The following is a 20315-nucleotide window of genomic DNA, read 5'->3' on the forward strand; positions in this document are numbered from 1 at the left end:
GCGCCCCGCCGTCTCGATCACGCCCCGTTCGCGCAGCACACGGTAGGCGGCCGCGGCGGTATTGGGATTCACGCCCAGCCGTTCGGCCAACTCGCGCAGGGGCGGCAGTGGTTGGCCCGGTGACAGCTCACCGGCGCCGACGGCGCGCTCCACACTGGCCGCGATCTCGGCTGCGCGACGACCTGCGATCGGATACTCTCCTAGCACAAACACCATATTGCACTAGTGCAATGGAGGACGCAAATGACCGCCCCGGACGCCGCTGGCGCCACCGCCGCCACCGCCGCGACCACCGCGCCCGACACCACCTACCCGCCGACCGACCGGACCGTGCCGACCCGCTCCCGCGAGCGCGCCTCGTACGACCGGGAGGTGGTGCACGCCATCCTCGACGAGGGCTACGTCTGCCATCTGGGCTTCGTCCGCGACGGCGCCCCCGTCGTCCTGCCGACCCTCTACGCGCGGGTCGGGGAGCGGCTGTACGTCCACGGCTCGACGGGGGCGCGTCCGCTGCGCATGGCCGGCCGGGCGGGCGCCGAGGAGCCGGGACTGCCGGTGTGTCTGACCGTCACCCATGTCGACGGGCTGGTCCTGGCCCGCTCGGCGTTCCACCACTCGATCAACTACCGCTCGGTGGTGGTGCACGGCACCGCCCGCCCGGTGACCGACCCGGCCGAGCGCACCACCGCCCTGGACGCCCTGGTGGACCATGTGGTGCCCGGCCGCGCCGCCGACTCCCGGCCCGCCAACGCCAAGGAACTGGCCGCCACCGCCGTGCTCCGCCTCGACCTCGAGCAGGTCTCCGCGAAGATCCGCACCGGCGGGCCCAACGACGACGCCGAGGATCTGGGGCTCCCGCACTGGAGTGGCGTGATACCCGTCGCCCGCGCCTACGGCGCGCCGGTCCCCGCCGACGACCTCGCGCCCGACACGCCGGTGCCCGCCTACCTCACCCGGCTCTGACCGGCCGCCCCGCCGCCCTCCGGACCGCGCCGGCGGGCCGTGCGCGCAGGGCGGCGGGCGGTCACCCTCCCGAGGCGAGCTCCCGCTCCCCCGCCACCGGAACCGAGGCCGCCACCGGCTCGGCCGCGGCGGCCTTCGGGGCGGAGGTCTGGGCGATCAGGGCACCGGCCAGCACCACCACACCGCCGACGACCTGCGCCACGCCCAGGTGCTCGGCCAGCAGGACCCAGGCCAGAACGGTCGCGATGACCGCCTCCAGACAGGCGACCACCCCGGCCACCTGCGGGGAGAGCCGGCGCACCGCCAGCACCCCGGTGAGATACGCGACCACCGTCGCCACCAGCACGATCCAGGCGAGCAGCAGCAGCGCGGGGACGCGGGCCCCCGCCAGATCGGCGCGGCCGGCGAGAACCGTCCAGTCGATGCGCCAGGGCCGGCCGACCACGGTCAGCGCCCCGGCCCCGATCAGCACTCCGTAGGCGATGACACCCAGCGGATCCGCCGGGTCCCGGCCGTCGCCGCCGTGGTCGGAGAGGACGAAATAGCCCACCTGGCAGAAGGCCGCGCCGAAGGCGAGCAGAAGGCCGAGGGGATCGAAGCTCAGCCCGGACCACACCTCCACCACACAGGCCAGCCCGCCGACGGCCAGGACGACACCGATCGCCGCGGCACGGCTCACCGGCCGGCGCTGGACGAACCGCACCCACCCCAGCACCAGCGCGGGGGCGAGGTATTCGACGAGCAGTGCGACGCCGACGGGGATCCGGGACAGGGCCGCGAAGTAGCACGCCTGCACCCCGGCCACGGCCAGCAGGGCGAACCCCATCAGCAGGCCGGGGCGGCGGGTGAGCAGCCGGCGGTGGCGCCAGGCCAGGGGCAGCAGGACCAGGGCCGCCCCGGTCACCCGCAGCCAGGTGACCTCCAGCGGCGCGAGTCCCGCCTCGATCAGCGGTTTGGCGGCGACACCCGAGCCGCCGAAGGTGAGCGCCGACAGCAGGGCGAGCCCCAGACCGGCGTTCCTTTGCTGAGGGTGGGATCCGGATACGTGCACCGGGCCATCATGTCAGCCCGCGTCAGGACCGTCATCCCGGTGACTGCTGGCAGTTCTCCCCCGCCAGGGCGGTGACCAGCGGTTCGACGGTGACGCCCGCGCGCCGCAGCACCTCCATGGCACGGCACTCCCGGTCGCGGACGAGGGCGGCGAGCAGGTCGGGGCCACCGGCGCGGGACGCGCCACGGGAGGCGGCGCGGTGGACCGCCGCCCTGAGGGCGGCCGCCGCGGCGGGCGACCATCCGGCCATCCCACCGCCCACCCCCCGCGCCGCCCCCGCGCACTCCACGGTGCCGCTCCACCGGAGCCCGTAGCCGATGGTGCGCTGCACCAGATACCCCAGCAGCCGCACCACCTGGGGCGGGCCGCCGGGGAACACCTCCCGGACGTCCGGGTCGGACTCCAGGAGGCCGTGCAGCAGATGCGCGGTGTCGATCTGCTGGTCGCCATCGCGTACGGCGCGCCGGCGGGCCCCCGCGATCACGGCGGCCACCACCTCACTGACCCGGTCCTCGCATCCGGCGTCGCTCCGGCCGACGGAAAGGGGACGACTTCGCACCCTCTCACCCCATCAGTCCCTTGGGACCGGAGCATCCTCGCCGGGGAGCATGTGCGCATCCCGCCGTGGTTGTGCGTGGATGACCGGTTCTCCTCCTCGGGGAGGAGGGAGCGGCAACTGACGGTTCGTCAGTATTGAATGTTCGGACCCCCGGGGCTACGTTGCCCGGCACCGCCGCACCACACACCGCCCGGAACGCGGAAGGGACACCCCCATGGCCGAGGTCAGCGCGCAGACACGCATCGAGGCACCGGCCGAGAAGGTCTGGGCCCGGCTGACGGACTTCTCCACGTACGGCGACTGGAACGCCACCCACACCAGCTTTCCGCAGGGCGGCCCGGCCACCCTGGAAGTGGCGGCGACCTATCAGGAGAACATGAAGCTGATGGGCTTTCCGGCCGAGGTCACCTGGACCGTCGAGGAGTGCGAACCCGCCCGGCTGCTCACCACGCGAGGCAAGGGCCCGATGGGGGTGAACCTCGTCATGCGCTACACCCTCACACCGGACGGCGACGCCACGACGGTGCGCGTCGACGGGGAGTTCACGGGGGCGGCGATCTCCCTGATGGCCGGAAAGCTGAAGGACTCGGCGACCAGCGCGCTCAACGAGTCACTGCGCAGGCTCGGCGCACTGGTCGTCTAGGACCGCCCTTCCCGCCACGGAGATCCACCGGCGGCGCCCCCGGCCCCCGCGCCCCGCACGACCGGGCCCCGCATTAGCCGGGCCGGTACGACCGGGCCCCCGACACGGCCGGGCTCCGCATGGCCGGGCTCCGCGCACAACGCGCCCCGTGCGGCCGGGCTCCCGTACGGCCGAGCCCCATCCGACCACGCTCCCCTACAACCGCGCCCCCGCACAACCGGGATCCCCGTACGACCGCGCCCCCGTGCGGCCGAGCTCCGTACGACCACGCTCCCCCCACAACGCGCCCCAAACGGCCGGGCTCCCGCGCGGCCGAGCCCCGTACGACCACACTCCCCCCACAACCGTGCCCCCGCACGGCCGTACCCGTACGGGGGCACGCACACGGCCGGGCTCGGGCTCAGCTCTCGCCACCCTGCCCGGCACCGCCCTTCTCCTCGTCCTGCTCGGCGAGGATGAGGTACAGCCGCTTGCGCGACTCGTTGATGACGGAGACCGCCTTCTGCCGCTGCTCCGCGCTGCCGGTGCGCCAGACCTGGGAGAACGCCTCCATCAGCCCGAATCCGGCCTGACGGATCTCTTGCATGGCCTCCCAGTCGACCCCGCGTCCGGCCTCCTCCCACGGGGCCTCGGGCCCCGCCTCGGCCTCGGCGCGGCCGGCGTCGGTGAGCGCGAACAGCTTCTTGCCGCCCCCGCTCTCGTTGCTGATCAGCCCCTCGTCCTCGAGCAGCTGCAGCGTGGGGTACACCGAGCCGGGGCTGGGCCGCCAGGCCCCTCCGCTGCGCTCGGCGATCTCCTGGATCATCTCGTAGCCGTGCATCGGGCGGTCCTTGAGCAGGGCCAGGATCGAGGCGCGCACATCGCCGCGCCGTGCCCGCCCGCGCATCCGGCCGCCGGGTCCGCCGCGGCCACGGCCGGCGAACGGGGGCCCGCCGAAGGGCGGCCCGTCGAAACCGGGCCCGAACGGGCCGAAGGCCGCGCGCCGCTGCTCACCATCGCCCCGGCCACGGTGGCCGGGCCCGAAATGGTCACGTCCATATCCATGGGAACGCATCGTGACGCTCCTTTCTTCATCGATCCATCACGACACCTCAACGATATATCGGAAACTGGCGAACGACAACCCCACCCCGGCCGAGGACGTGGCCAGGCCGTGCTCACGCTTCTCGACCGGGGTGAGCGTCATCGAGATCCGCCTGGTGGCGACCTCGCCGTCTGCTGAGCCGTGGACTCAACCACGGGCCCCGGCATGCCTGTTAAGGTCTTGCCGCCATGAACAGGTAGCGGTGATACGCCGGGGTGATGGGGGCGGAGATGCGTCGCAGTGGGTCGGCCGGGACCGGGTTGATCGTGGCGTTGCTGCTGGTGACCGGGTGCGGAGGATGCGGCAAGAGCGATTCCGGCCCCTCGGTGACCACAGAGCTGACCAAGGCGGTGAACACCCGCTGCGGCCACTACCTGAAGCCGAAAACGGTCGCCGCGGCGCTCGGCGACAACGATTTCGCCGACGTCAACGGGCACTTCCAGAACGGCAAGGGGTCGTGCCTGGTCAATATCTCGGTCAGGGAGGCGGGCCGCGGTACGAGCGGACCGCTCCACACCTCCGCGAAGCTCTCACTGGAGATCCTCCGCTGGCACGACCCCGCCCAAGTGGCCGAGTACGTCGGCGAGAAGTGTCACGCCACGTCGGCCGACGGAGTCACCAAGGCATTCAAGGGGCCCAAGGGGGCGTGCGGCACCTACCGGGCCGACCCTCCCGAGGAGTTCCTGGTCGGCGGCAGGGTGGCAGCCTACGCGGGCGAGGGCAGGGAGCTGATCACCGTCACCGTCGAGGGGGTCGACGGCACACTGGAGCAGGACCGCGAGCACGCCTTCGAGCTGCTGGCCGATGCCCGCGCCAAGATCTCCGAGAAGTGAGGCGCGGAAGCGCCGCCTGCCCGGACCTGGTCGCGACCGAATTCACCGGCTTCCACGGCCCCCGCACTCCCGAGCAGGGCGCGGCCACGGCGATCCGGCTCGCCACGCTGCCCGGCGGCGGCCCGACCGGTTCGTGCTTCGAGGACGACGGCGTCTTCCCCTGGTGACCCCCGGACCTGTCGTAACCACTCGGTAAGCCCTGGCCGACGTGTCAGCCCTGGCGTGCGACCCCTGGTACGGCCCGACGCGACCGCCGATACGAGGCCAGTGGCGTGGAGTGCTACCGCTTCCGGCCCGACGGACCGTTCCGCCGCACGCTGACCGCCCGATCGTGCGGTCAGCGTGGCGTCGGCCGCCGCCGGGTGCCGGCGGACTGGCTCGTGACCTCCGCGACCGCCGCCGCCGAGGGCATGCGGGCCGACCCGTACGCCATCCGGACCAGCCCGGTGGCGTCGAGGGCCACCACCCCCCAGTGCAGGAGCCACTCCCGGACGATTGGCCATGGTTCTCCAGGCCACTGGCCGCCTACGGTCGGCCGTATGCGGATACGAATCGTCGACGCCTTCACCGAGCGCCCCTTCGCCGGCAACCCGGCCGGGGTCGTCCTCCTCGACACCGACACCTTCCCGGACGACGGCTGGCTGCAGCGGGTCGCCTCCGAGGTCAATCTCGCCGAGACCGCCTTCGCCCACCCGCTCCCCGGCGCCGCGGAGGCCGACTGGGCGCTGCGCTGGTTCACCCCGACCACCGAAGCACCCATGTGCGGCCATGCCACGCTCGCCACCACGCATGTTCTGAGGACCACGGGAGCCGCGACCGGCACGGTCCGCTTCGCCACCCTCAGCGGGGTGCTGTCGGCGACGGCCGACGACGGCGGCACGATCACACTGGACTTCCCCACGGCCTCACTGACCGCGCTGGAGGTGCCCCGGGAGACGGCCGAGGTCGCCGAGGCGATCGGCGCCGACATCGTGTCCGCCCATCGGGCCGGCCCGTACATCGACGATCTCCTGCTCGAACTGGCCGACGAGAAGACCGTGCGCGCCCTGGCCCCGGACCTCGCCGCGCTCAAGCGGATCGGCCACCGGGGCTTCCTCGTGACCGCGGCCGCCGAGGATCCCACACGCGGCTACGACTTCGTCTCACGGATGTTCGCCCCGGGCGTCGGCATCGACGAGGACCCGGTCACCGGCAGCGCGCACACCGCGCTCGCGCCCTACTGGTCGGCCCGGTTCGGCCGCGACGAGCTGACCGGGCTGCAGGTGTCGGCGCGCACCGGTCTGGTCCGCACCGCGCTGCGCGGCGACCGCACGCTGCTGACGGGCAGCGCCGTCACCGTCATCGACGGCGAACTGCTGGTCTGAGACCCACGGGCCGGGGCGTCGGGGCAGGGACGGCGCGTCAGACGGACGGGGCGGGGGACGGCCGCGGATCAGGGAACGGGTCGAGGAGCGGCCGGGGCGGGGGACGGCGGGCCGAAGGACAGCCGGGCCGTGGGGCGACCGGGTCGGGCGCGGCGCATCGGCGGACGGCCGGTCACCGTGGACGACCGGTCAGACCGTGGACGGCCGGTCCACCCAGCCGCTCAGACCGTAGACGGCCAGCCCACCCAGCCGCTCAGACCGTGGGCAGCCAGTCCACCCGGCCGGTCACACCGTGGACTGCCGGTCCACCCAGCCAGCCCACCCGGCCGCTCAGACCGTGGACTGCCGGTCCACCCAGCCGCTCAGGCCGTAGGCAGCCAGTCCACCCGGCCCGCCAGCAGGGCGTATCCGACGAAGGCCACGATGTCGATCAGTGCGTGGGCGGCGACCAGCGGCCCGACCCGCCCCCAGCGGCGGTAGAGCAGCACAAAGATCACGCCCATCGCCAGATTGCCGAAGAAGCCGCCGATCCCCTGGTAGAGGTGGTACGAGCCGCGCAGCACCGAGCTGGCCAGCAGCGCAGCCATCGGAGTCCAGCCCACCTGCCCGAGCCTGCGCAGCAGATAGCCGACCACGACCACCTCCTCCAGCACCGCGTTCTGCACGGCGGAGGCGATCAGCACCGGGATCTTCCACCACACGTCGGGCAGCGACTCGGGCACCACCGTCAGATTGCCCCCGGCCGCCCGCGCCCCGAGGTAGAGCAGCAGCCCGGTGCCGCCGATGGCGGCCGCGATGGCGGCGCCCCACCCCAGGTCGAACCGCGGCCGGGCGCGGTCGAAGCCGATCACCCGCAGCCCGGCGCCCTCGCGCAGCAGCAGATGGGCGACGAGCGCGACCGGCACCAGCGCGGTCGCGATCCCGAACAGCTGCCAGGCGAGGTCCAGCCAGGGCCGTCCCGGTGCCGCGGAGGAGTTCAGCGTGGCCGCCTGGTCCTTCAGCCCGCCCGGTTTGGTCACCGAGCCGACGAAGCTGATCAGCGCGGAGAGCGCGCTCGCGCCGAGGGACAGCGCCAGTACGAGCAGCGTCTCGTTGCGCAGCGTCCGCCGCGAGAGCCCGTCCTCGACCGCCGCCTCCGCGCCCCACGCCTGTGACCGCACTCCTGTCCCCACTTCCGCTTGTCCGCCTCATCGGTGCGTCCGCCCCGCTCACCGGACAATACGTGGTCGTGGTCGACGGTGTGACCGTCACCCGGAGGGGTCGGCGGGCCAGGTGTGCACCGGTGCGTCGGTGCGCATCAGGGCGCAGTAGCGGCGGGTCATGGCCGCGAGCGCGGCGTCCCGGTCGAGCCCGCCGCCCAGCGCCCGGTGGTAGGCGGCCGTCTGCCAGGACGCGCCGTTGACCCGCAGCTTGCAGCGCTCCTCGATCACGCCGAGGTAGCGGTCGCGGTCGGCGGGCTCCACGCCCCAGGAGTCGAGGCCGGCGGCGGCGAGCGGCAGCAGTTCCTCGCGGACCAGCCGTACCGCGGAGGTGCGCGTCAGCGACGCCGACCGGCCGGATTTGGGCCACTGGAGGACCGCGTCGATGCCGTGCCGGCAGGCGGCGTCGAAGTTGGCGGCGGCGGCCGGGAACGGCAGCCGGGTCCACACCGGGCGCGGCTCCTCGGCGAGCGCCCTGACCAGTCCGTAGTAGAACGCGGCGTTGGCGATGACATCGGTGACGGTGGGCCCGGCCGGCAGCACGCGGTTCTCCACGCGCAGATGCGGCACGCCGTCCACGACGTCGTAGACGGGCCGGTTCCAGCGGTAGATCGTGCCGTTGTGCAGCGCCAGTTCCTGGAGCTCGGGCACCCCTCCCTCGTCCAGCACCCGCAGCGGGTCCTCGTCCTGGCCGACGGAGAGCAGGGGCGGGAAGTAGCGCAGGTTCTCCTCGAAGAGTTCGTAGGCGGACCCGATCCAGCGCTCGCCGAACCAGGTGCGCGGACGCACCCCCTGGGCGGCGATTTCCGGCGGACGCACATCGGTGGCCTGCAGGAACAGCGGCGGCCGGGATTCGCGCCAGACCTCGTGGCCGAAGACGAAGGGGGAGTTGGCGCCGACCGCGATCTGTACGGCGGCCACCGCCTGCGCCGCGTTCCACACATCCGCGAAGCGTCCCGGGGTGACCTGGAGATGGAGCTGGACGGAGGTGCAGGCCGCCTCGGGGGCGATGGAGGCGCTGGCGTACCGGAATCGCTCCCGGCCCTCGATGTCGATGAGGAAATCCTCGCCGCGGGCGGCCAGCATCTGCTCGTTGAGGAGTTTGTAACGGTCGTCATAGGAGAGGTTCGTGGATCCGAGGTCGCTCGCGGCGAGAGTGGGGAGAATCCCTATCATAACGATCTCGGAGGACACTTCTCGCGCCTTGCGATCGGCATATGACAAACCGGTTCGGAGCTCTTCCGAGAGCTGGTCGAGAACGCGTCCGTGCAAACGGTGGGGCACGATGTTTACTTCAAGATTGCACTGCCCGAGTTCGGTCTGGAAATCATGGCTCCCGATGCGCTCCAGAACCTCCGCGTTCATCATCCTCGGCAGTCCGTCGGTCCCGGCGAGATTCAGCTCGATCTCCAGCCCCATGAGATTCTTCGGGCGGTCGAATCGCCTGTCGTCCAGGAGCCGGCCCAACCCGTCCAGGCACTGTCGCAACCGGACACGCTGCCGGCCTCGGCCGGACGGGTCGAACTCACCGGCTATGAGCTTCTCCCCCATCGAAGCGTCCTTCCTCGAGTGGATCATCGGCGCCAGCCGTGTTCGCCACGCTCGATGATGCCCACCAATGTGATCGATAACGCCCCGCGATCCCCACCCAGCCGGTAGGCTCTCAGGAACTGTGCATTGCACCGGGAAAATGGACCAACGAGATCCAGCCTATCGCACGGGCCGCAAAATGCCAGGTCATATCAGTTCATCTGGCACGGAATGGGGGGAAATCCCCGCCGTCCCGGGGTCTGGATAACCTCTTGTCCGTAATATCGACAACAGCTAGCTGAAACACAACGGGAACACTTGTCGTATAAACTCGGTTACCGAGGCAGAGAGGCAACGCCCGAACGGTTTGTTCCGGCTCCCCTCTGACCCGTGTTCCACCGACAGCGCCGCCCAAACCCGGCCCGCTATCGCTTCACCGTGTCTCCCAAGCGAGAGGCGTTCCACCATGCCGCTGCATGTGCCCCCGGCCCCCGTGCCCGCCCTGCGCAGCGTCCTCACGGCCCTTGACTCCCCCACCGCCGTCCGCGAGGCCCGCACCCCGGCACTCTCCACGCTCACCGGCCCCTTCGAACCCGAACTCCCGCTCCCCGTCCATGTCCTGGACGACATCACCACCCCCGACGGCCCGCCGCGCGCCCGGCTCACCGGCTGGCGCTTCCTGATCCGCGACGGCGACCGTACGGTGGCCGCCGCCGAGGCGGTGCTCACCGCCGGCGGCTGGACCTTCTCGCACTTCTCCGAGGGCCCCTACGTCCGCTCCGCCGAACTCGCCCTGCACCAGGCCGAGTCGCTGCCCTCGGCGTACCAGCCCCGGCTGTTGTCCATCCCCGAGCTCTACATGGTCACGCTCTGGCTGCACGGCGACCTGACGGCGGACGGCGCCGAAGGCGCCCTCGGCGCCGGGGACCTGCTGGTGCCGCTCGCCCCGGCCCCGCCCGGTATCGCGGCCCACCGGGCGCGTCGCGCAACCGATCTGCTGCCCGTCCTCACCCACCGGCTCGCCCCCGCCCCCTTGCTTGGCTCACCCGCCTGACCTGGGCTTCCATCAGGACCGGAGCGCCCCGTGACCACCGGGTCACGGGGCGCTCCGACGCATCCTGGTAACAGAGTCCGGCGGCGATGAACCCTCCGGGCGGGCGATGCGTCATTATCGAGCGAGACCGGTACCGCGAAATCCCTGCGGATTCCAGGCCGTGGGGCAACACTGGAGCAATCGACCGACTCAACCACGGGGGGCGGCCATGGACGCCGCGGCGAGCCGCAGGACATTCACCACTCCGCAGCGAAAGAACCCTGTCATGTGCCAGCATCAACCACCCTGCCCGTCAGCCGACTCCGCCGACCGGGAGGCCGCCCATCTGGTGGCGCACCACCCGGAGCAGGGATGGAGCCTGCTGTGCAACGGCGTCCTGCTCTTCGAGGACACCGGTGAGCTGCTGCCGGACGGACGCGTCATCGCACCGTGCCGACCGCTGGCTTCCGAGCACATCGTCACCGCGGCCTGACGGCCGCCACGGACGGCAGGTACGCACGGCGGGGCATCTCCCAGCGACAACGAGGGAGAACCGAGCCCCGAAAAAAACGGGGGCCGGCCCGGCGCATCGCCGGACCGGCCCCACCGAAGGCACCACCGGGGGCGCCGGGAGAAGCCGCTCAGCCCTCGTAGGACTCCAGGGGCGGGCAGGAGCAGACGAGGTTGCGGTCCCCGTAGGCCCCGTCGATCCGCCGCACCGGCGGCCAGTACTTGTCGGCCGCCGAGACCCCGGCCGGGAAGACCGCTTCCTCCCGGGAGTAGGGGTGGTCCCACGCCCCGGTCAGCGACGCCGCCGTATGCGGGGCGTTCCGGAGCGGATTGTCCTCCTTGGTCCACTCACCGGAGCCGACCTTCTCGATCTCGGCCCGGATGGCGATCATCGCCTCGCAGAACCGGTCCAGCTCCGCCAGGTCCTCGCTCTCGGTCGGCTCGATCATCAGCGTCCCGGCGACCGGGAACGACATCGTCGGCGCGTGGAAGCCGTAGTCGATCAGGCGCTTGGCCACATCGTCGACGGTCACTCCGGTGGCCTTCGTCAGCGGGCGCAGATCCACGATGCACTCATGGGCGACCAGCCCGCCGGGGCCGGTGTAGAGCACCGGGTAGTGCGGCTCGAGACGCTTGGCCACGTAGTTGGCGCCGAGCACCGCGACCTGGGTCGCGCGGCGCAGCCCCTCGGCGCCCATCAGCCGGATGTACGCCCACGAGATCGGCAGGATCCCCGCCGAGCCCCACGGCGCGGCCGATACCGGGCCGACGCCGGTGGCCGGGCCCGCCGCGGACTGCAGCGGATGGTTGGGGAGGTGGGGCGCCAGGTGCTCGCGCACCGCGACCGGGCCGACGCCGGGGCCGCCACCGCCGTGCGGGATGCAGAAGGTCTTGTGCAGGTTCAGATGCGAGACGTCACCGCCGAACCGGCCCGGTTCGGCGAGCCCGACCAGTGCGTTGAGGTTGGCGCCGTCCACGTAGACCTGGCCGCCCGCGTCGTGCACGGCCGCGCAGATCTCGGTGATGTGCTCCTCGAACACCCCGTGGGTGGACGGGTAGGTGACCATCAGCACGGCCAGTTCCGCACCGTGCTTCTCGATCTTGGCGCGCAGATCGCCGGTGTCGATCTCGCCGTTCTCGCCGGTCTTGACCACGACGACCTTCATTCCGGCCATCACGGCGCTGGCGGCGTTGGTGCCGTGCGCGGAGGACGGGATCAGGCAGACGGTGCGCTGGGGGTCGCCGTTGGCCCGGTGGTAGGCGCGCACCGCCAGCAGACCGGCGAGCTCGCCCTGCGATCCGGCGTTCGGCTGGAGGGAGACCTTGTCGTAGCCGGTGACCTCGGCCAGCCGCTCCTCCAGCTCACGGATCAGGGTCAGATAGCCCTGGGCCTGCTCGGCCGGCGCGAAGGGGTGCAGCGCGCCGAACTCGGGCCAGGTGACCGGCTCCATCTCGGTGGTGGCGTTGAGCTTCATGGTGCAGGAGCCCAGCGGGATCATGCCCCGGTCCAGGGCGTAGTCCCGGTCGGCCAGGCGCCGCAGATAGCGCAGCATCGCGGTCTCGGAACGGTGCTGGTGGAAGACCGGGTGGGCCAGGTAGCCGTCGTGGCGCAGCAGGGCCTCGGGCAGCGCGTCGGGCGCCGCGGCGTCCAGCTCGTCGATCCCGGGGATCCCGGCGGCGTCACCGCTTCCGCCGTCCACCCCGAAGGCGGACCACACCGCGGACAGCTGCGCCCGGCCGGTGGTCTCGTCGCAGGCGATGCCGACGTGGTCGGCGTCGGTCAGCCGGAGGTTGACCCCGGCCTCGCGGGCCGCGGCGACGACCTCGGCGGCCCGCCCCGGTACCCGCGCGGTGACGGTGTCGAAGAACGCTCCGTGCACCACCTCGACACCACCGGCCCGCAGCCCCTCGGCGAGCACGGAGGCGTAGCGGTGGGTGCGGCGGGCGATCGCCGCGAGCCCGTCCGGGCCGTGGTAGACGGCGTACATCCCGGCCATCACGGCCAGCAGCACCTGTGCGGTGCAGATGTTGCTGGTGGCCTTCTCCCGGCGGATGTGCTGCTCACGGGTCTGCAGCGCCAGCCGGTAGGCCCTGTCGCCGTCGGCGTCCACGGAGACCCCGACCAGACGGCCGGGAAGGTTGCGGGCGTAGGCGTCGCGCACCGCCATGAAACCGGCGTGCGGTCCGCCGAAGCCCATCGGGACGCCGAACCGCTGGCTGCTGCCGACCGCGATGTCCGCGCCCAGCTCACCGGGCGAGGTGAGCAGGGTGAGCGCGAGCAGGTCGGCGGCGACGGTGACCACGGCGCCGAGCTCATGGGCGCGCTCGATGACCGGGCGCGGATCGCGCACCGCACCGGAGGCGCCCGGGTACTGCAGCAGCACACCGAAGACCCCGCGTTCGGCGACCTCGTCCGGAATGCCCCCGGTCAGGTCGGCGACGACGACCTCGACACCGGTCGGCTCGGCGCGGGTCCGGATGACCGCGATGGTCTGCGGCAGGCAGTCGGCGTCGACCAGGAAGACGCCCTCCTTGCCCTTGCCGACACGCCGCGACAGCGCCATGGCCTCGGCGGCCGCGGTGGCCTCGTCCAGCAGCGAGGAACCGGCGGTGGGCAGCCCGGTCAGATCGGCGACGACGGTCTGGAAGTTGAGCAGCGCCTCCAGCCGGCCCTGGGAGATCTCCGGCTGGTAGGGCGTGTACGCGGTGTACCAGGCGGGGTTCTCCAGCACATTGCGCAGGATCACCGGAGGGGTGAAGGTGCCGTAGTAGCCGAGGCCGATCATCGACGGCAGCACCTGGTTGCGGTCGGCGAGTCCGCGCAGTTCGGCGAGGACCTCCGGCTCGCTGCGGGCCGGGGGCAGGGCCCCCAGCGCCCCGGCGCTCTTGATGACGTCCGGTACGGCGGCCTCGGTGAGCTCGTCCAGCGAACCGAAACCGACCTGGGCGAGCATCTTGGCCTGAGCCTCGCCATCAGGGCCGATATGGCGCTGCTCGAACGGAGTACCGCGTTCCAAGTCGGAGAGTGCGATGCGGTTGGCGGTCATCTGCGGGGGCCTCCTGGTCTGTGACGACCGGCGAGGGCACCACGGCGTGGGTGCCCGGACGGCCTCCCCCTCTGTCATCTCAACCTGAGAGCTTCACCGGTCCGCATGCCGCCTGACCGGCTTTCACCGTCGGTGAGGAGGGGTTCCGGAGCTCTGCTCGCCCGTGGCCCACCCTGCTTTCCAGAGTGACCTCACCCGCACGGTACGTGTGCCTGAGAGATTCCGGGGAGGATTTGCTCCTTCGGCGCCTCCGACAGCGTCGGCGGAGGACTCTCCCGCACGGGGTCTGCAGCCACAGTCAGCGTACCAGCGCTTCTGCCGGCGGCGTCGGTCACGGGCGTTCGAGTGGCCGAGTGCGGGGATGTGGCCTTTTGTAGGTACCAACGGCCACTTGCCACCTGTGGGAGAGAGCGTGCAGACGGATATCGACCCGCGGACCCTGATCGGCCGCAAGGCATTCGACCGCGAGGGCGCCAAGATCGGCACCGTGGACGAGGTCTATCTCGACGACGCGACCGGCGAGCCCGAATGGGCGGCGGTACGCACCGGGCTGTTCAGCCGGGACGTCTTCGTACCGCTCGAACCGAGCGAGGTCGTCGGCGACACCCTGCGGGTGCCGTACGACCGGGCGCTGATCAAGGACTCCCCGGATTTCGGGGTCGGCCGCCATCTCTCCCCCGAGCAGGAGCTGCAGCTGTACCACCACTACGGGCTGGACGTCACCGGCTGACCACGGCCCCGCCCCTGTTCCCACCCCGGCTGGTGCCCGCCGCCGGGGCGGCGGGACCCGCGTCTGCGGGCCCCGTACCGGCGGCCCCGCCCCGTCCCACGGCCTCCTGCGGACCGCCACCCCGCTCCGGGCCCGCACCCCCACCCCGGCCCACGGCCTCCCCCGGACCACCAACCCGATCCAGATCCACACTCCCCTCCCGGCCAACGGCCCCCTCCGGATCACCAACCCGCTCCGGGCCCGCAACCTCCTCCGGACCCACACCCCGCTCCAGATCCACAGTCCCCTCCCGGCCCACGGCCCCCTCCGGACCACCAACCCGCGCCGGGCCCACACCCCCACCCCGGCCCGCGGCCTCCTCGGGCCGCAGCAGCGGCAGCGGTTCGGCCGGCTCCAGGGCCGGATCGTCCACGGCGAACGTCCGCACCCGGCCCGGCTCCGACCACGGTTCCTCGAAACGCACGGTGACCCGGCCCACCCCGCTTCCCTGCACCCAGCCCGCCCCGTACTCGGCGTGACGCACATCGGAGCCCGGAAGCCAGCGCCGCGGCTTCCCAGCGCCCTCAGAAGCCTCTCCCGCGCCCGCTGCCACATGCTCCGGTGTCGCGGGCCCCGGTGTGCGCCGCCCGCCCTCCAGGGCCTCGTGAGCGGCCCGAGCACCTTGTGCCGCCTGAGCACCTCGGGCGGCCTGAGCGGCTTCCGCCGCCTGAGCGGCCCGAGCGGCCTGGGCGAAGAGATCCTCCTGGGTGTAGTCCGCCAGACCGCTGACCCCCACCCCCAGCAGCCGCACACCCGCCGTGGTGTCCACGCCCTCGATCAGCCGGGCCGCGGCCTCCCGCACCACCCCCGGGTCGTCGGTCGGCCCGCGCAGGGTCTCCGAACGGGTCAGCGTGGAGAAGTCGTACCGCCGCACCTTGATCACGACCGTCCGGCCCGAACGGCCCGCCTCACGCAGCCGCCGCACACAGCGGTCGGCGAGCCGGGCGATCTCCAGCTGCACCCGGGTGCGGTCGGTGAGGTCGACGTCGAAGGTGTCCTCCACCGAGATGGACTTGGCGTCCCGCTCGGCCACGACGGGCCGCTCGTCCCGGCCATTGGCCATCAGGAACAGCGAGGCGCCGTGCGCCCGGCCCAGCAGCCGCACCAGCTCGGCCTCGCCCGCCTCCCGCGTCTCGGCCACGGTGTGGATCCCCGCGCGGCGCAGCGCCTCGGCCGTGGCGGGGCCGACGCCCGGGAGTGTCCGCACCGGCATGGGGCCGAGCAGATCGCGCTCCGTACCGGGCTCGATGAGCACCAGACCATCGGGCTTGGCCTGCTCCGAAGCGATCTTGGCGAGCATCTTGGATCCGGCGAGCCCCACCGATCCGGTCAGCCCGGTGACCGCCCTGATGTCGTTTCGCAGCCGCTCCCCCACGGCACGCGCCGCCTCCGCGGTGGGCTCGGTACCGCCCGCCTCCAGATCGACGAACGCCTCGTCCAGGCTCAGCGGCTCCACCAGCGGCGAGAGGGTGTGCAGCAGGGCCATGACCGCGTCGCTCACCTGTCGGTAGAGGGTGAAGCGGGGGGTCAGGAACGCCGCGTTCGGACACAGGCGGCGGGCCTGGGCCATCGCCATGGCCGAGTGCACCCCGAACACCCGGGCCTCGTAGGAGGCCGTGGCCACCACGCCGCGCGGCCCGAGGCCGCCCACGATGACCGGCTTACCGCGCAGGCTGGGCTTGGCCGCCTGCTCCGCCGAAGCGTAGAAGGCGTCCATGTCCAGATGGAGAATCGTCGGCGCACCCCTCACATCTACCGATGCTGCCGCACACCACTGACAATCGACGCCACGACGGCCGGGAACCGGGTCCGGGGGCGCCCCCGGGCTCCGGTGCCCCGGCCCGGCCGACCAGGGCCGGACTCAGCTAACCAACCCGGTTGCGACGGGCCGCGAGCTCATCGGTGGGGTTGTGCCGGATCAGCGTCTCCCCGGTGTCCACCCGCTCGCCGTGCAGCTGGGACAGCGCGCTCTCCACATCGCGCCAGACGACGCCCACGGCGATCCCGAAGACGCCCTGGCCGCCCTGGAGGAGGTCCACGACCTCATCGGGCGAGGTGCACTCGTAGACGGTCGCGCCGTCGCTCATCAGCGTCATCTGGGCCAGGTCGTCGAGCTCCCGGGCGCGCAGGTGCGCCACCGCCGCCCGGATGTTCTGCAGCGAGACGCCGGTGTCCAGCAGACGCTTCACGATCTTGAGGACGACCACGTCCCGGAAGCTGTAGAGCCGCTGGCTGCCCGAGCCGTACGCGGGCCGTACGCTCGGTTCCACCAGGCCGGTGCGGGCCCAGTAGTCCAGCTGGCGGTAGGTGATGCCCGCGGCCGCGCACGCGGTGGGTCCGCGGTATCCGATCCGCTCCGTCCCCCCCGCGGCGGGCTCACGCGGCGGTGCGGCCTGTGCCGCGACCCGAGCCTTCAATGCCGGATCGGCCGATGCGCTCCCCTGGAGCGCGTACGGACCGCCGGCCGCCGTGCCGTCGCCGGTGCTTCTCACGCCGACCTCCGTCCTCGACCTGCCATCTTGAAGGTAGGCAGTCACCCGGGGTGCGTCAACGATCGCCACACTCGGCACGCCGAGTGATAATCACCCTAAGAGTGGTTTCCCGTGTCCCTCGTCCGGGAAAGGCTACTCGAATGCGCGAGCGAGGACCGGCGAACCGCTCACTGACTGCTGGTTCCGAAGTCCTCGGGCGAGATCTGGTCGAGGAACTCGCGGAACTTCTCCACCTCGTCCTCCTGCTCGTCCGGGATCGCGATACCGGCGTCGTCCAGCACGCCGTCACTGCCGTAGATCGGCGTTCCGGTGCGCAGCGCGAGCGCTATGGCGTCGGACGGCCGGGCGCTGACCTCCACACCGCTGGCGAACACCAGCTCCGCGTAGAAGACCCCCTCCCGCAGATCCGTGATCCGGACCTCCGTGAGCTGCTGTCCGACAGCTTCGAGTACGTCTTTGAAAAGGTCGTGGGTCAGCGGGCGTGCCGGAGCCATGCCCTGCTGAGCGAAGGCAATCGCGGTCGCCTCACCTGGTCCGATCCAGATGGGGAGGTAGCGGTCGCCTCCCACTTCACGCAGGAGCACGATCGGTTGGTTGGAGGGCATTTCCACCCGGACACCCACGACGTCGAGCTCGTTCACACAGCAACCCTAGGACGTGCCCGGCCGGTTTGGATAGTCGGGGCCCGGTCCATCACTGCTCCTGGGCCCTCAAAGCCGACCTCACCAGGGCCTCGTGCAGCCGTACCGAGAGCGTGGCGAGCTCCCGCGCACTGGCCTCCGCATGCGCTCTGGTCTGCGGGTTTCTATGCAACCGCAGTGGGGCGACCACCTGCTCGACCATTCCGGCCTCGCGCTCGGCGGAGGCTTTCATGATTCTCAGGTGACGTGGTTCCAGGCCGAAACGACCGAGCTCGGCGATGAGCCGGGCGACAGTCACCGCCTCGATGTCGTACCCGCCGTCCACGGTCGCCGCGAGCAGCCCGTACGACTCCCATTCGGCCAGCTCCACCTCGCTGACCTGGGCCGTTGCCAGCAACTCGGCACGGCCCACCCGGGCGGCCGTGGGGCCGTCCGGGGTGGCTCCGGTACCGCCGTCGGGCAGCCCGGACCGTGGCGCCCCCTGCGGAACGGCAGGAAGCTGCAACGGCTCACCCCGCTCCAGGGCGTCCAGGTGCTCCCGGATGACCTTGAGCGGCAGGTAGTGGTCACGTTGCATGCGAAGGATATGGCCGAGCCGTTCCACGTCCTGCCGGCTGAATTTGCGGTAGCCGGACGGCGTGCGGCGCGGCTCGACCAGACCCTCCGACTCCAAGAAGCGGATCTTGGAGATGGTGACCTCGGGGAACTCGTCCCGCAACAGATTCAGCACGGCGCCGATGCTCATCGCCCGGCCGCCCGTGGGGGCGGTGCCGGTCTCGGCACCGCCCGACGGTGTCTGAAGCATGGACCTCCCCTGACGGGTCAGATGCCGACGCCCCGCTGGCTCGGGTAGAAGACCAGCCGGTACTTACCGATCTGCACCTCGTCGCCGCTGGACAGGACCACCGGCGCGTCGATCTGCTCCCGGTTGACATAGGTGCCGTTGAGGCTGCCGACGTCCGCGACGGTGAAGCCGCCGTCCTGGCCGCGGTGGAACTCCACATGGCGGCGGGAGACCGTGACATCGTCCAGGAAGATGTCGCTCTGCGGGTGACGGCCCGCCGTGGTGATCTCACTGTCCAGCAGGAAGCGGCTGCCCGAGTTCGGCCCGCGGCGGACCACCAGCAGCGCCGAGCCCAGCGGCAGCGCCTCGACGGCGGCCTGTGCCTCCGGGCTGAGCGACGGCAGCGGCGTCTGCCCGGTCACCTCGGAGTCGTACGCCTCGAGACCCGAGATCGAAATGGTGGAGGTGGTCTCCGAGGCACGCTCGGAGGACGATCCGCCCCGCAGTGGGGCTCCGCAGTTGGAACAGAACCGGCTGGCCTCCGCGTTCCGGTGGCCGCACCGCTGACAGACTGGCAAGCCGAACCCTCCGCCACTGTGAGAGGCCGATGGCTCCTCGAAACCTATGGGTCCGGTCGCGGAGGGGTCAACAGACGGCGCGCCCTGCGCGCCGACCTGGTCCCGGAACAGCGGGCGACCCTCGGTCCCCCCGCTCTCCTCCGCGGCACGCGAGGCGCGGTGGCGGGCGGTGCTGCTGCCACCGTCCTGGCGGGCGCTCTTGCCGAACAACTTCCCGAACAACTTCACGGGCGATTCCCCTTGACTGAAACAGACCCGCCCGTGGGGCAGGACAAACCCTCGATGCACACACCAGACGGCCCGGACATCCTCACAACGTCCGTGACCACCAGACAGTTTCCACCACGCGCGGATCTTCTGGTGCGTTGACCCCCCGCGTCCACATGGTCTCCCCGAGAGACCCTCATTTCGAACCGCCTCACCGTGATGACGACCGAGCGTAGTCAGGCCGCTTCGCCGATCGCAAGGCATCCACAACGATCTTCTTCTCCCGCCGTACGGACACAGTGGCCTGCTCCTTCTCCAGGCTCTGCACCACCCCGCCGGGGATGTTCAGCGCCGGTTCCAGATCCTCCGGCTTGCCGATCACCTTCACAACGTACGGTCGCGTCACCTTCCGTCCATCGACCTGGATCGCGCCACCACTGTCCGAGAAGTAGGTGCCGGCGACCACCCGCACATCGCCGATCTGGATCGCCTCGGCGCCGGCCGCCCGCAGCTCCTGGACGGTGTCGAGCAGCATGTCCGACTCCACGGAGCCGTGGGAGTCGTCGATGGTGATCGTGATGCCGGGACCCTGGGCAGCCACCGTACCCGCCAGCACGCCCAGCTGCTGCTCCTTCTGGAGCGTCTGCTTCCGGGCCTCCTCTGCCTGGTCCGAGCTGTTCTCCAGCTCGGTCCGCTGGTTCTCCAGCCGGCGCTTCTCGTCCTGGAGCCGCTGGGTGCGGGAGTCCAGTTCGTCGAGGATCCGGACCAGGTCCTCCTGCCGGGCGCCGCGCAGCACGCTGTTCTCGTTGGTCGAGCGCACCTGGATGGCCAGGCCCAGGCCGAGGCCGAAGAGCAGCAGGGCGACGATCAGCTGCGCACGAGTCAGCCGCGGCGGCCACACGCCCTTCACCAGCCGCTGGCGGCCGGTGAGGGCCTCTTCCGGCCCCTGATCGGCCCCGGAGCCGGAGGCGGGCCCCGCGGGCTCTCCGGGCCCGCTCAGGGGCCCGTCGGCCGCCGCGCCCCCGGCC

20 protein-coding genes, 1 pseudogene and 2 riboswitches are annotated in these 20315 nt (G+C 71.7%); of the genes and pseudogenes, 8 read left to right on the forward strand and 13 right to left on the reverse strand.

Annotated elements, in window-relative coordinates:
* The coding region (locus AXW62_RS41825) for a GntR family transcriptional regulator (RefSeq protein WP_159061018.1) at window positions 1–207 on the reverse strand (207 nt) is incomplete at its 3' end.
* Window positions 208–243: 36 nt separating this feature from the next.
* Here AXW62_RS41825 and AXW62_RS33450 point away from each other — a divergent pair.
* The gene (locus AXW62_RS33450) at window positions 244–963 is read left to right on the forward strand and encodes a pyridoxamine 5'-phosphate oxidase family protein (RefSeq protein ID WP_060947774.1); all 720 of its coding nucleotides are present in this window, start codon (window positions 244–246) and stop codon (window positions 961–963) included.
* A 61-nt stretch (window positions 964–1024) separates the two neighbouring features.
* Here AXW62_RS33450 and AXW62_RS33455 read toward each other — a convergent pair whose 3' ends face one another.
* Together AXW62_RS33455 and AXW62_RS33460 are read right to left on the reverse strand one after the other, a co-directional pair.
* Window positions 1025–2014 carry an EamA family transporter gene (locus tag AXW62_RS33455; protein WP_060947775.1) on the reverse strand — a complete coding sequence of 330 codons (990 nt, stop codon included), beginning with the start codon at window positions 2012–2014 and terminating at the stop codon, window positions 1025–1027.
* Between the two features lie 31 nt (window positions 2015–2045).
* Window positions 2046–2573, reverse strand: a complete 528-nt coding sequence (locus AXW62_RS33460; protein WP_060947776.1) for a Clp protease N-terminal domain-containing protein — start codon at window positions 2571–2573, stop codon at window positions 2046–2048.
* 214 nt (window positions 2574–2787) lie between these two features.
* Between AXW62_RS33460 and AXW62_RS33465 the strand changes: the two genes are divergently transcribed.
* Entirely contained in the window at window positions 2788–3216 is a 429-nt protein-coding gene (locus tag AXW62_RS33465; RefSeq protein ID WP_060947777.1) for a type II toxin-antitoxin system Rv0910 family toxin, read from the forward strand.
* Window positions 3217–3616: 400 nt separating this feature from the next.
* Here AXW62_RS33465 and AXW62_RS33470 read toward each other — a convergent pair whose 3' ends face one another.
* Window positions 3617–4270, reverse strand: a complete 654-nt coding sequence (locus AXW62_RS33470) for a PadR family transcriptional regulator (protein WP_030824096.1) — start codon at window positions 4268–4270, stop codon at window positions 3617–3619.
* 260 nt (window positions 4271–4530) lie between these two features.
* On the opposite strand from AXW62_RS33470, the gene AXW62_RS33475 reads away from it, so the two are divergent.
* The 3 genes and pseudogenes from AXW62_RS33475 (at window position 4531) to AXW62_RS33480 (ending at window position 6497) form a co-directional block, all read left to right on the forward strand.
* A complete protein-coding gene (locus AXW62_RS33475; RefSeq protein WP_143712815.1) occupies window positions 4531–5133 on the forward strand; it encodes a hypothetical protein in 603 nt (200 codons plus the stop codon).
* An 8-nt stretch (window positions 5134–5141) separates the two neighbouring features.
* Window positions 5142–5300: pseudogene (locus tag AXW62_RS41830) on the forward strand (dehydrogenase); the annotation flags it as partial.
* Window positions 5301–5672: 372 nt separating this feature from the next.
* Window positions 5673–6497 (forward strand): PhzF family phenazine biosynthesis protein, encoded by an 825-nt coding sequence (locus tag AXW62_RS33480; protein WP_060947779.1) that lies wholly within the window; start codon window positions 5673–5675, stop codon window positions 6495–6497.
* Window positions 6498–6859: 362 nt separating this feature from the next.
* On the opposite strand, the gene AXW62_RS33485 is transcribed toward AXW62_RS33480, so the two are convergent.
* Window positions 6860–7669, reverse strand: coding sequence for a CPBP family intramembrane glutamic endopeptidase (locus AXW62_RS33485; RefSeq protein ID WP_102885043.1), 810 nt, complete (start codon window positions 7667–7669; stop codon window positions 6860–6862).
* A 75-nt stretch (window positions 7670–7744) separates the two neighbouring features.
* Entirely contained in the window at window positions 7745–9247 is a 1503-nt protein-coding gene (locus tag AXW62_RS33490; protein WP_060947781.1) for a glutamate-cysteine ligase family protein, read from the reverse strand.
* A gap of 445 nt (window positions 9248–9692) precedes the next feature.
* On the opposite strand from AXW62_RS33490, the gene AXW62_RS33495 reads away from it, so the two are divergent.
* Window positions 9693–10280 carry a hypothetical protein gene (locus AXW62_RS33495; RefSeq protein WP_060947782.1) on the forward strand — a complete coding sequence of 196 codons (588 nt, stop codon included), beginning with the start codon at window positions 9693–9695 and terminating at the stop codon, window positions 10278–10280.
* Window positions 10281–10545: 265 nt separating this feature from the next.
* A complete protein-coding gene (locus AXW62_RS33500; RefSeq protein WP_060947783.1) occupies window positions 10546–10752 on the forward strand; it encodes a DUF5999 family protein in 207 nt (68 codons plus the stop codon).
* A 148-nt stretch (window positions 10753–10900) separates the two neighbouring features.
* Here AXW62_RS33500 and gcvP read toward each other — a convergent pair whose 3' ends face one another.
* Entirely contained in the window at window positions 10901–13816 is a 2916-nt protein-coding gene (gcvP, locus tag AXW62_RS33505; RefSeq protein ID WP_060947784.1) for an aminomethyl-transferring glycine dehydrogenase, read from the reverse strand.
* 64 nt (window positions 13817–13880) lie between these two features.
* A riboswitch (glycine riboswitch) is annotated at window positions 13881–14005 on the reverse strand.
* Window position 14006: 1 nt separating this feature from the next.
* Window positions 14007–14104, reverse strand: a riboswitch (glycine riboswitch).
* A 124-nt stretch (window positions 14105–14228) separates the two neighbouring features.
* On the opposite strand from gcvP, the gene AXW62_RS33510 reads away from it, so the two are divergent.
* A complete protein-coding gene (locus AXW62_RS33510; RefSeq protein WP_060947785.1) occupies window positions 14229–14546 on the forward strand; it encodes a PRC-barrel domain-containing protein in 318 nt (105 codons plus the stop codon).
* Here AXW62_RS33510 and AXW62_RS33515 read toward each other — a convergent pair.
* From AXW62_RS33515 to AXW62_RS33540, 6 genes are all read right to left on the reverse strand, one after another.
* Entirely contained in the window at window positions 14536–16335 is a 1800-nt protein-coding gene (locus AXW62_RS33515) for a DNA polymerase IV (protein WP_252368831.1), read from the reverse strand. The two genes, AXW62_RS33510 and AXW62_RS33515, sit on opposite strands and share 11 nt — an antisense overlap.
* A 115-nt stretch (window positions 16336–16450) precedes the next feature.
* A complete protein-coding gene (locus AXW62_RS33520; protein ID WP_030824070.1) occupies window positions 16451–17077 on the reverse strand; it encodes a MerR family transcriptional regulator in 627 nt (208 codons plus the stop codon).
* Between the two features lie 167 nt (window positions 17078–17244).
* The gene (locus tag AXW62_RS33525) at window positions 17245–17718 is read right to left on the reverse strand and encodes a bifunctional nuclease family protein (RefSeq protein ID WP_014058684.1); all 474 of its coding nucleotides are present in this window, start codon (window positions 17716–17718) and stop codon (window positions 17245–17247) included.
* A gap of 52 nt (window positions 17719–17770) precedes the next feature.
* Window positions 17771–18523: a transcriptional regulator FtsR gene (gene ftsR / locus AXW62_RS33530; RefSeq protein ID WP_060947786.1), complete on the reverse strand. Its 753-nt coding sequence runs from the start codon at window positions 18521–18523 to the stop codon at window positions 17771–17773.
* Window positions 18524–18540: 17 nt separating this feature from the next.
* Entirely contained in the window at window positions 18541–19368 is an 828-nt protein-coding gene (locus AXW62_RS33535) for an FHA domain-containing protein (protein WP_236255747.1), read from the reverse strand.
* 130 nt (window positions 19369–19498) lie between these two features.
* Entirely contained in the window at window positions 19499–20287 is a 789-nt protein-coding gene (locus AXW62_RS33540; protein WP_063817709.1) for a DUF881 domain-containing protein, read from the reverse strand.
* Between the last annotated feature and the right edge of the window lie 28 nt (window positions 20288–20315).

Source organism: Streptomyces hygroscopicus subsp. hygroscopicus, assembly GCF_001553455.1.
Lineage (GTDB): Bacteria > Actinomycetota > Actinomycetes > Streptomycetales > Streptomycetaceae > Streptomyces > Streptomyces hygroscopicus.

Coding starts and splice junctions, on each gene's coding strand:
- AXW62_RS33495 (WP_060947782.1), top strand. CDS start 9,693: ATGCCGCTGCATGTGCCCCCGGCCCCCGTGCCCGCCCTGCGCAGCGTC.
- AXW62_RS33475 (WP_143712815.1), top strand. CDS start 4,531: ATGCGTCGCAGTGGGTCGGCCGGGACCGGGTTGATCGTGGCGTTGCTG.
- AXW62_RS33470 (WP_030824096.1), bottom strand. CDS start 4,270: ATGCGTTCCCATGGATATGGACGTGACCATTTCGGGCCCGGCCACCGT.
- AXW62_RS33500 (WP_060947783.1), top strand. CDS start 10,546: ATGTGCCAGCATCAACCACCCTGCCCGTCAGCCGACTCCGCCGACCGG.
- ftsR (WP_060947786.1), bottom strand. CDS start 18,523: ATGCTTCAGACACCGTCGGGCGGTGCCGAGACCGGCACCGCCCCCACG.
- AXW62_RS33450 (WP_060947774.1), top strand. CDS start 244: ATGACCGCCCCGGACGCCGCTGGCGCCACCGCCGCCACCGCCGCGACC.
- AXW62_RS33465 (WP_060947777.1), top strand. CDS start 2,788: ATGGCCGAGGTCAGCGCGCAGACACGCATCGAGGCACCGGCCGAGAAG.
- gcvP (WP_060947784.1), bottom strand. CDS start 13,816: ATGACCGCCAACCGCATCGCACTCTCCGACTTGGAACGCGGTACTCCG.
- AXW62_RS33480 (WP_060947779.1), top strand. CDS start 5,673: ATGCGGATACGAATCGTCGACGCCTTCACCGAGCGCCCCTTCGCCGGC.
- AXW62_RS33490 (WP_060947781.1), bottom strand. CDS start 9,247: ATGGGGGAGAAGCTCATAGCCGGTGAGTTCGACCCGTCCGGCCGAGGC.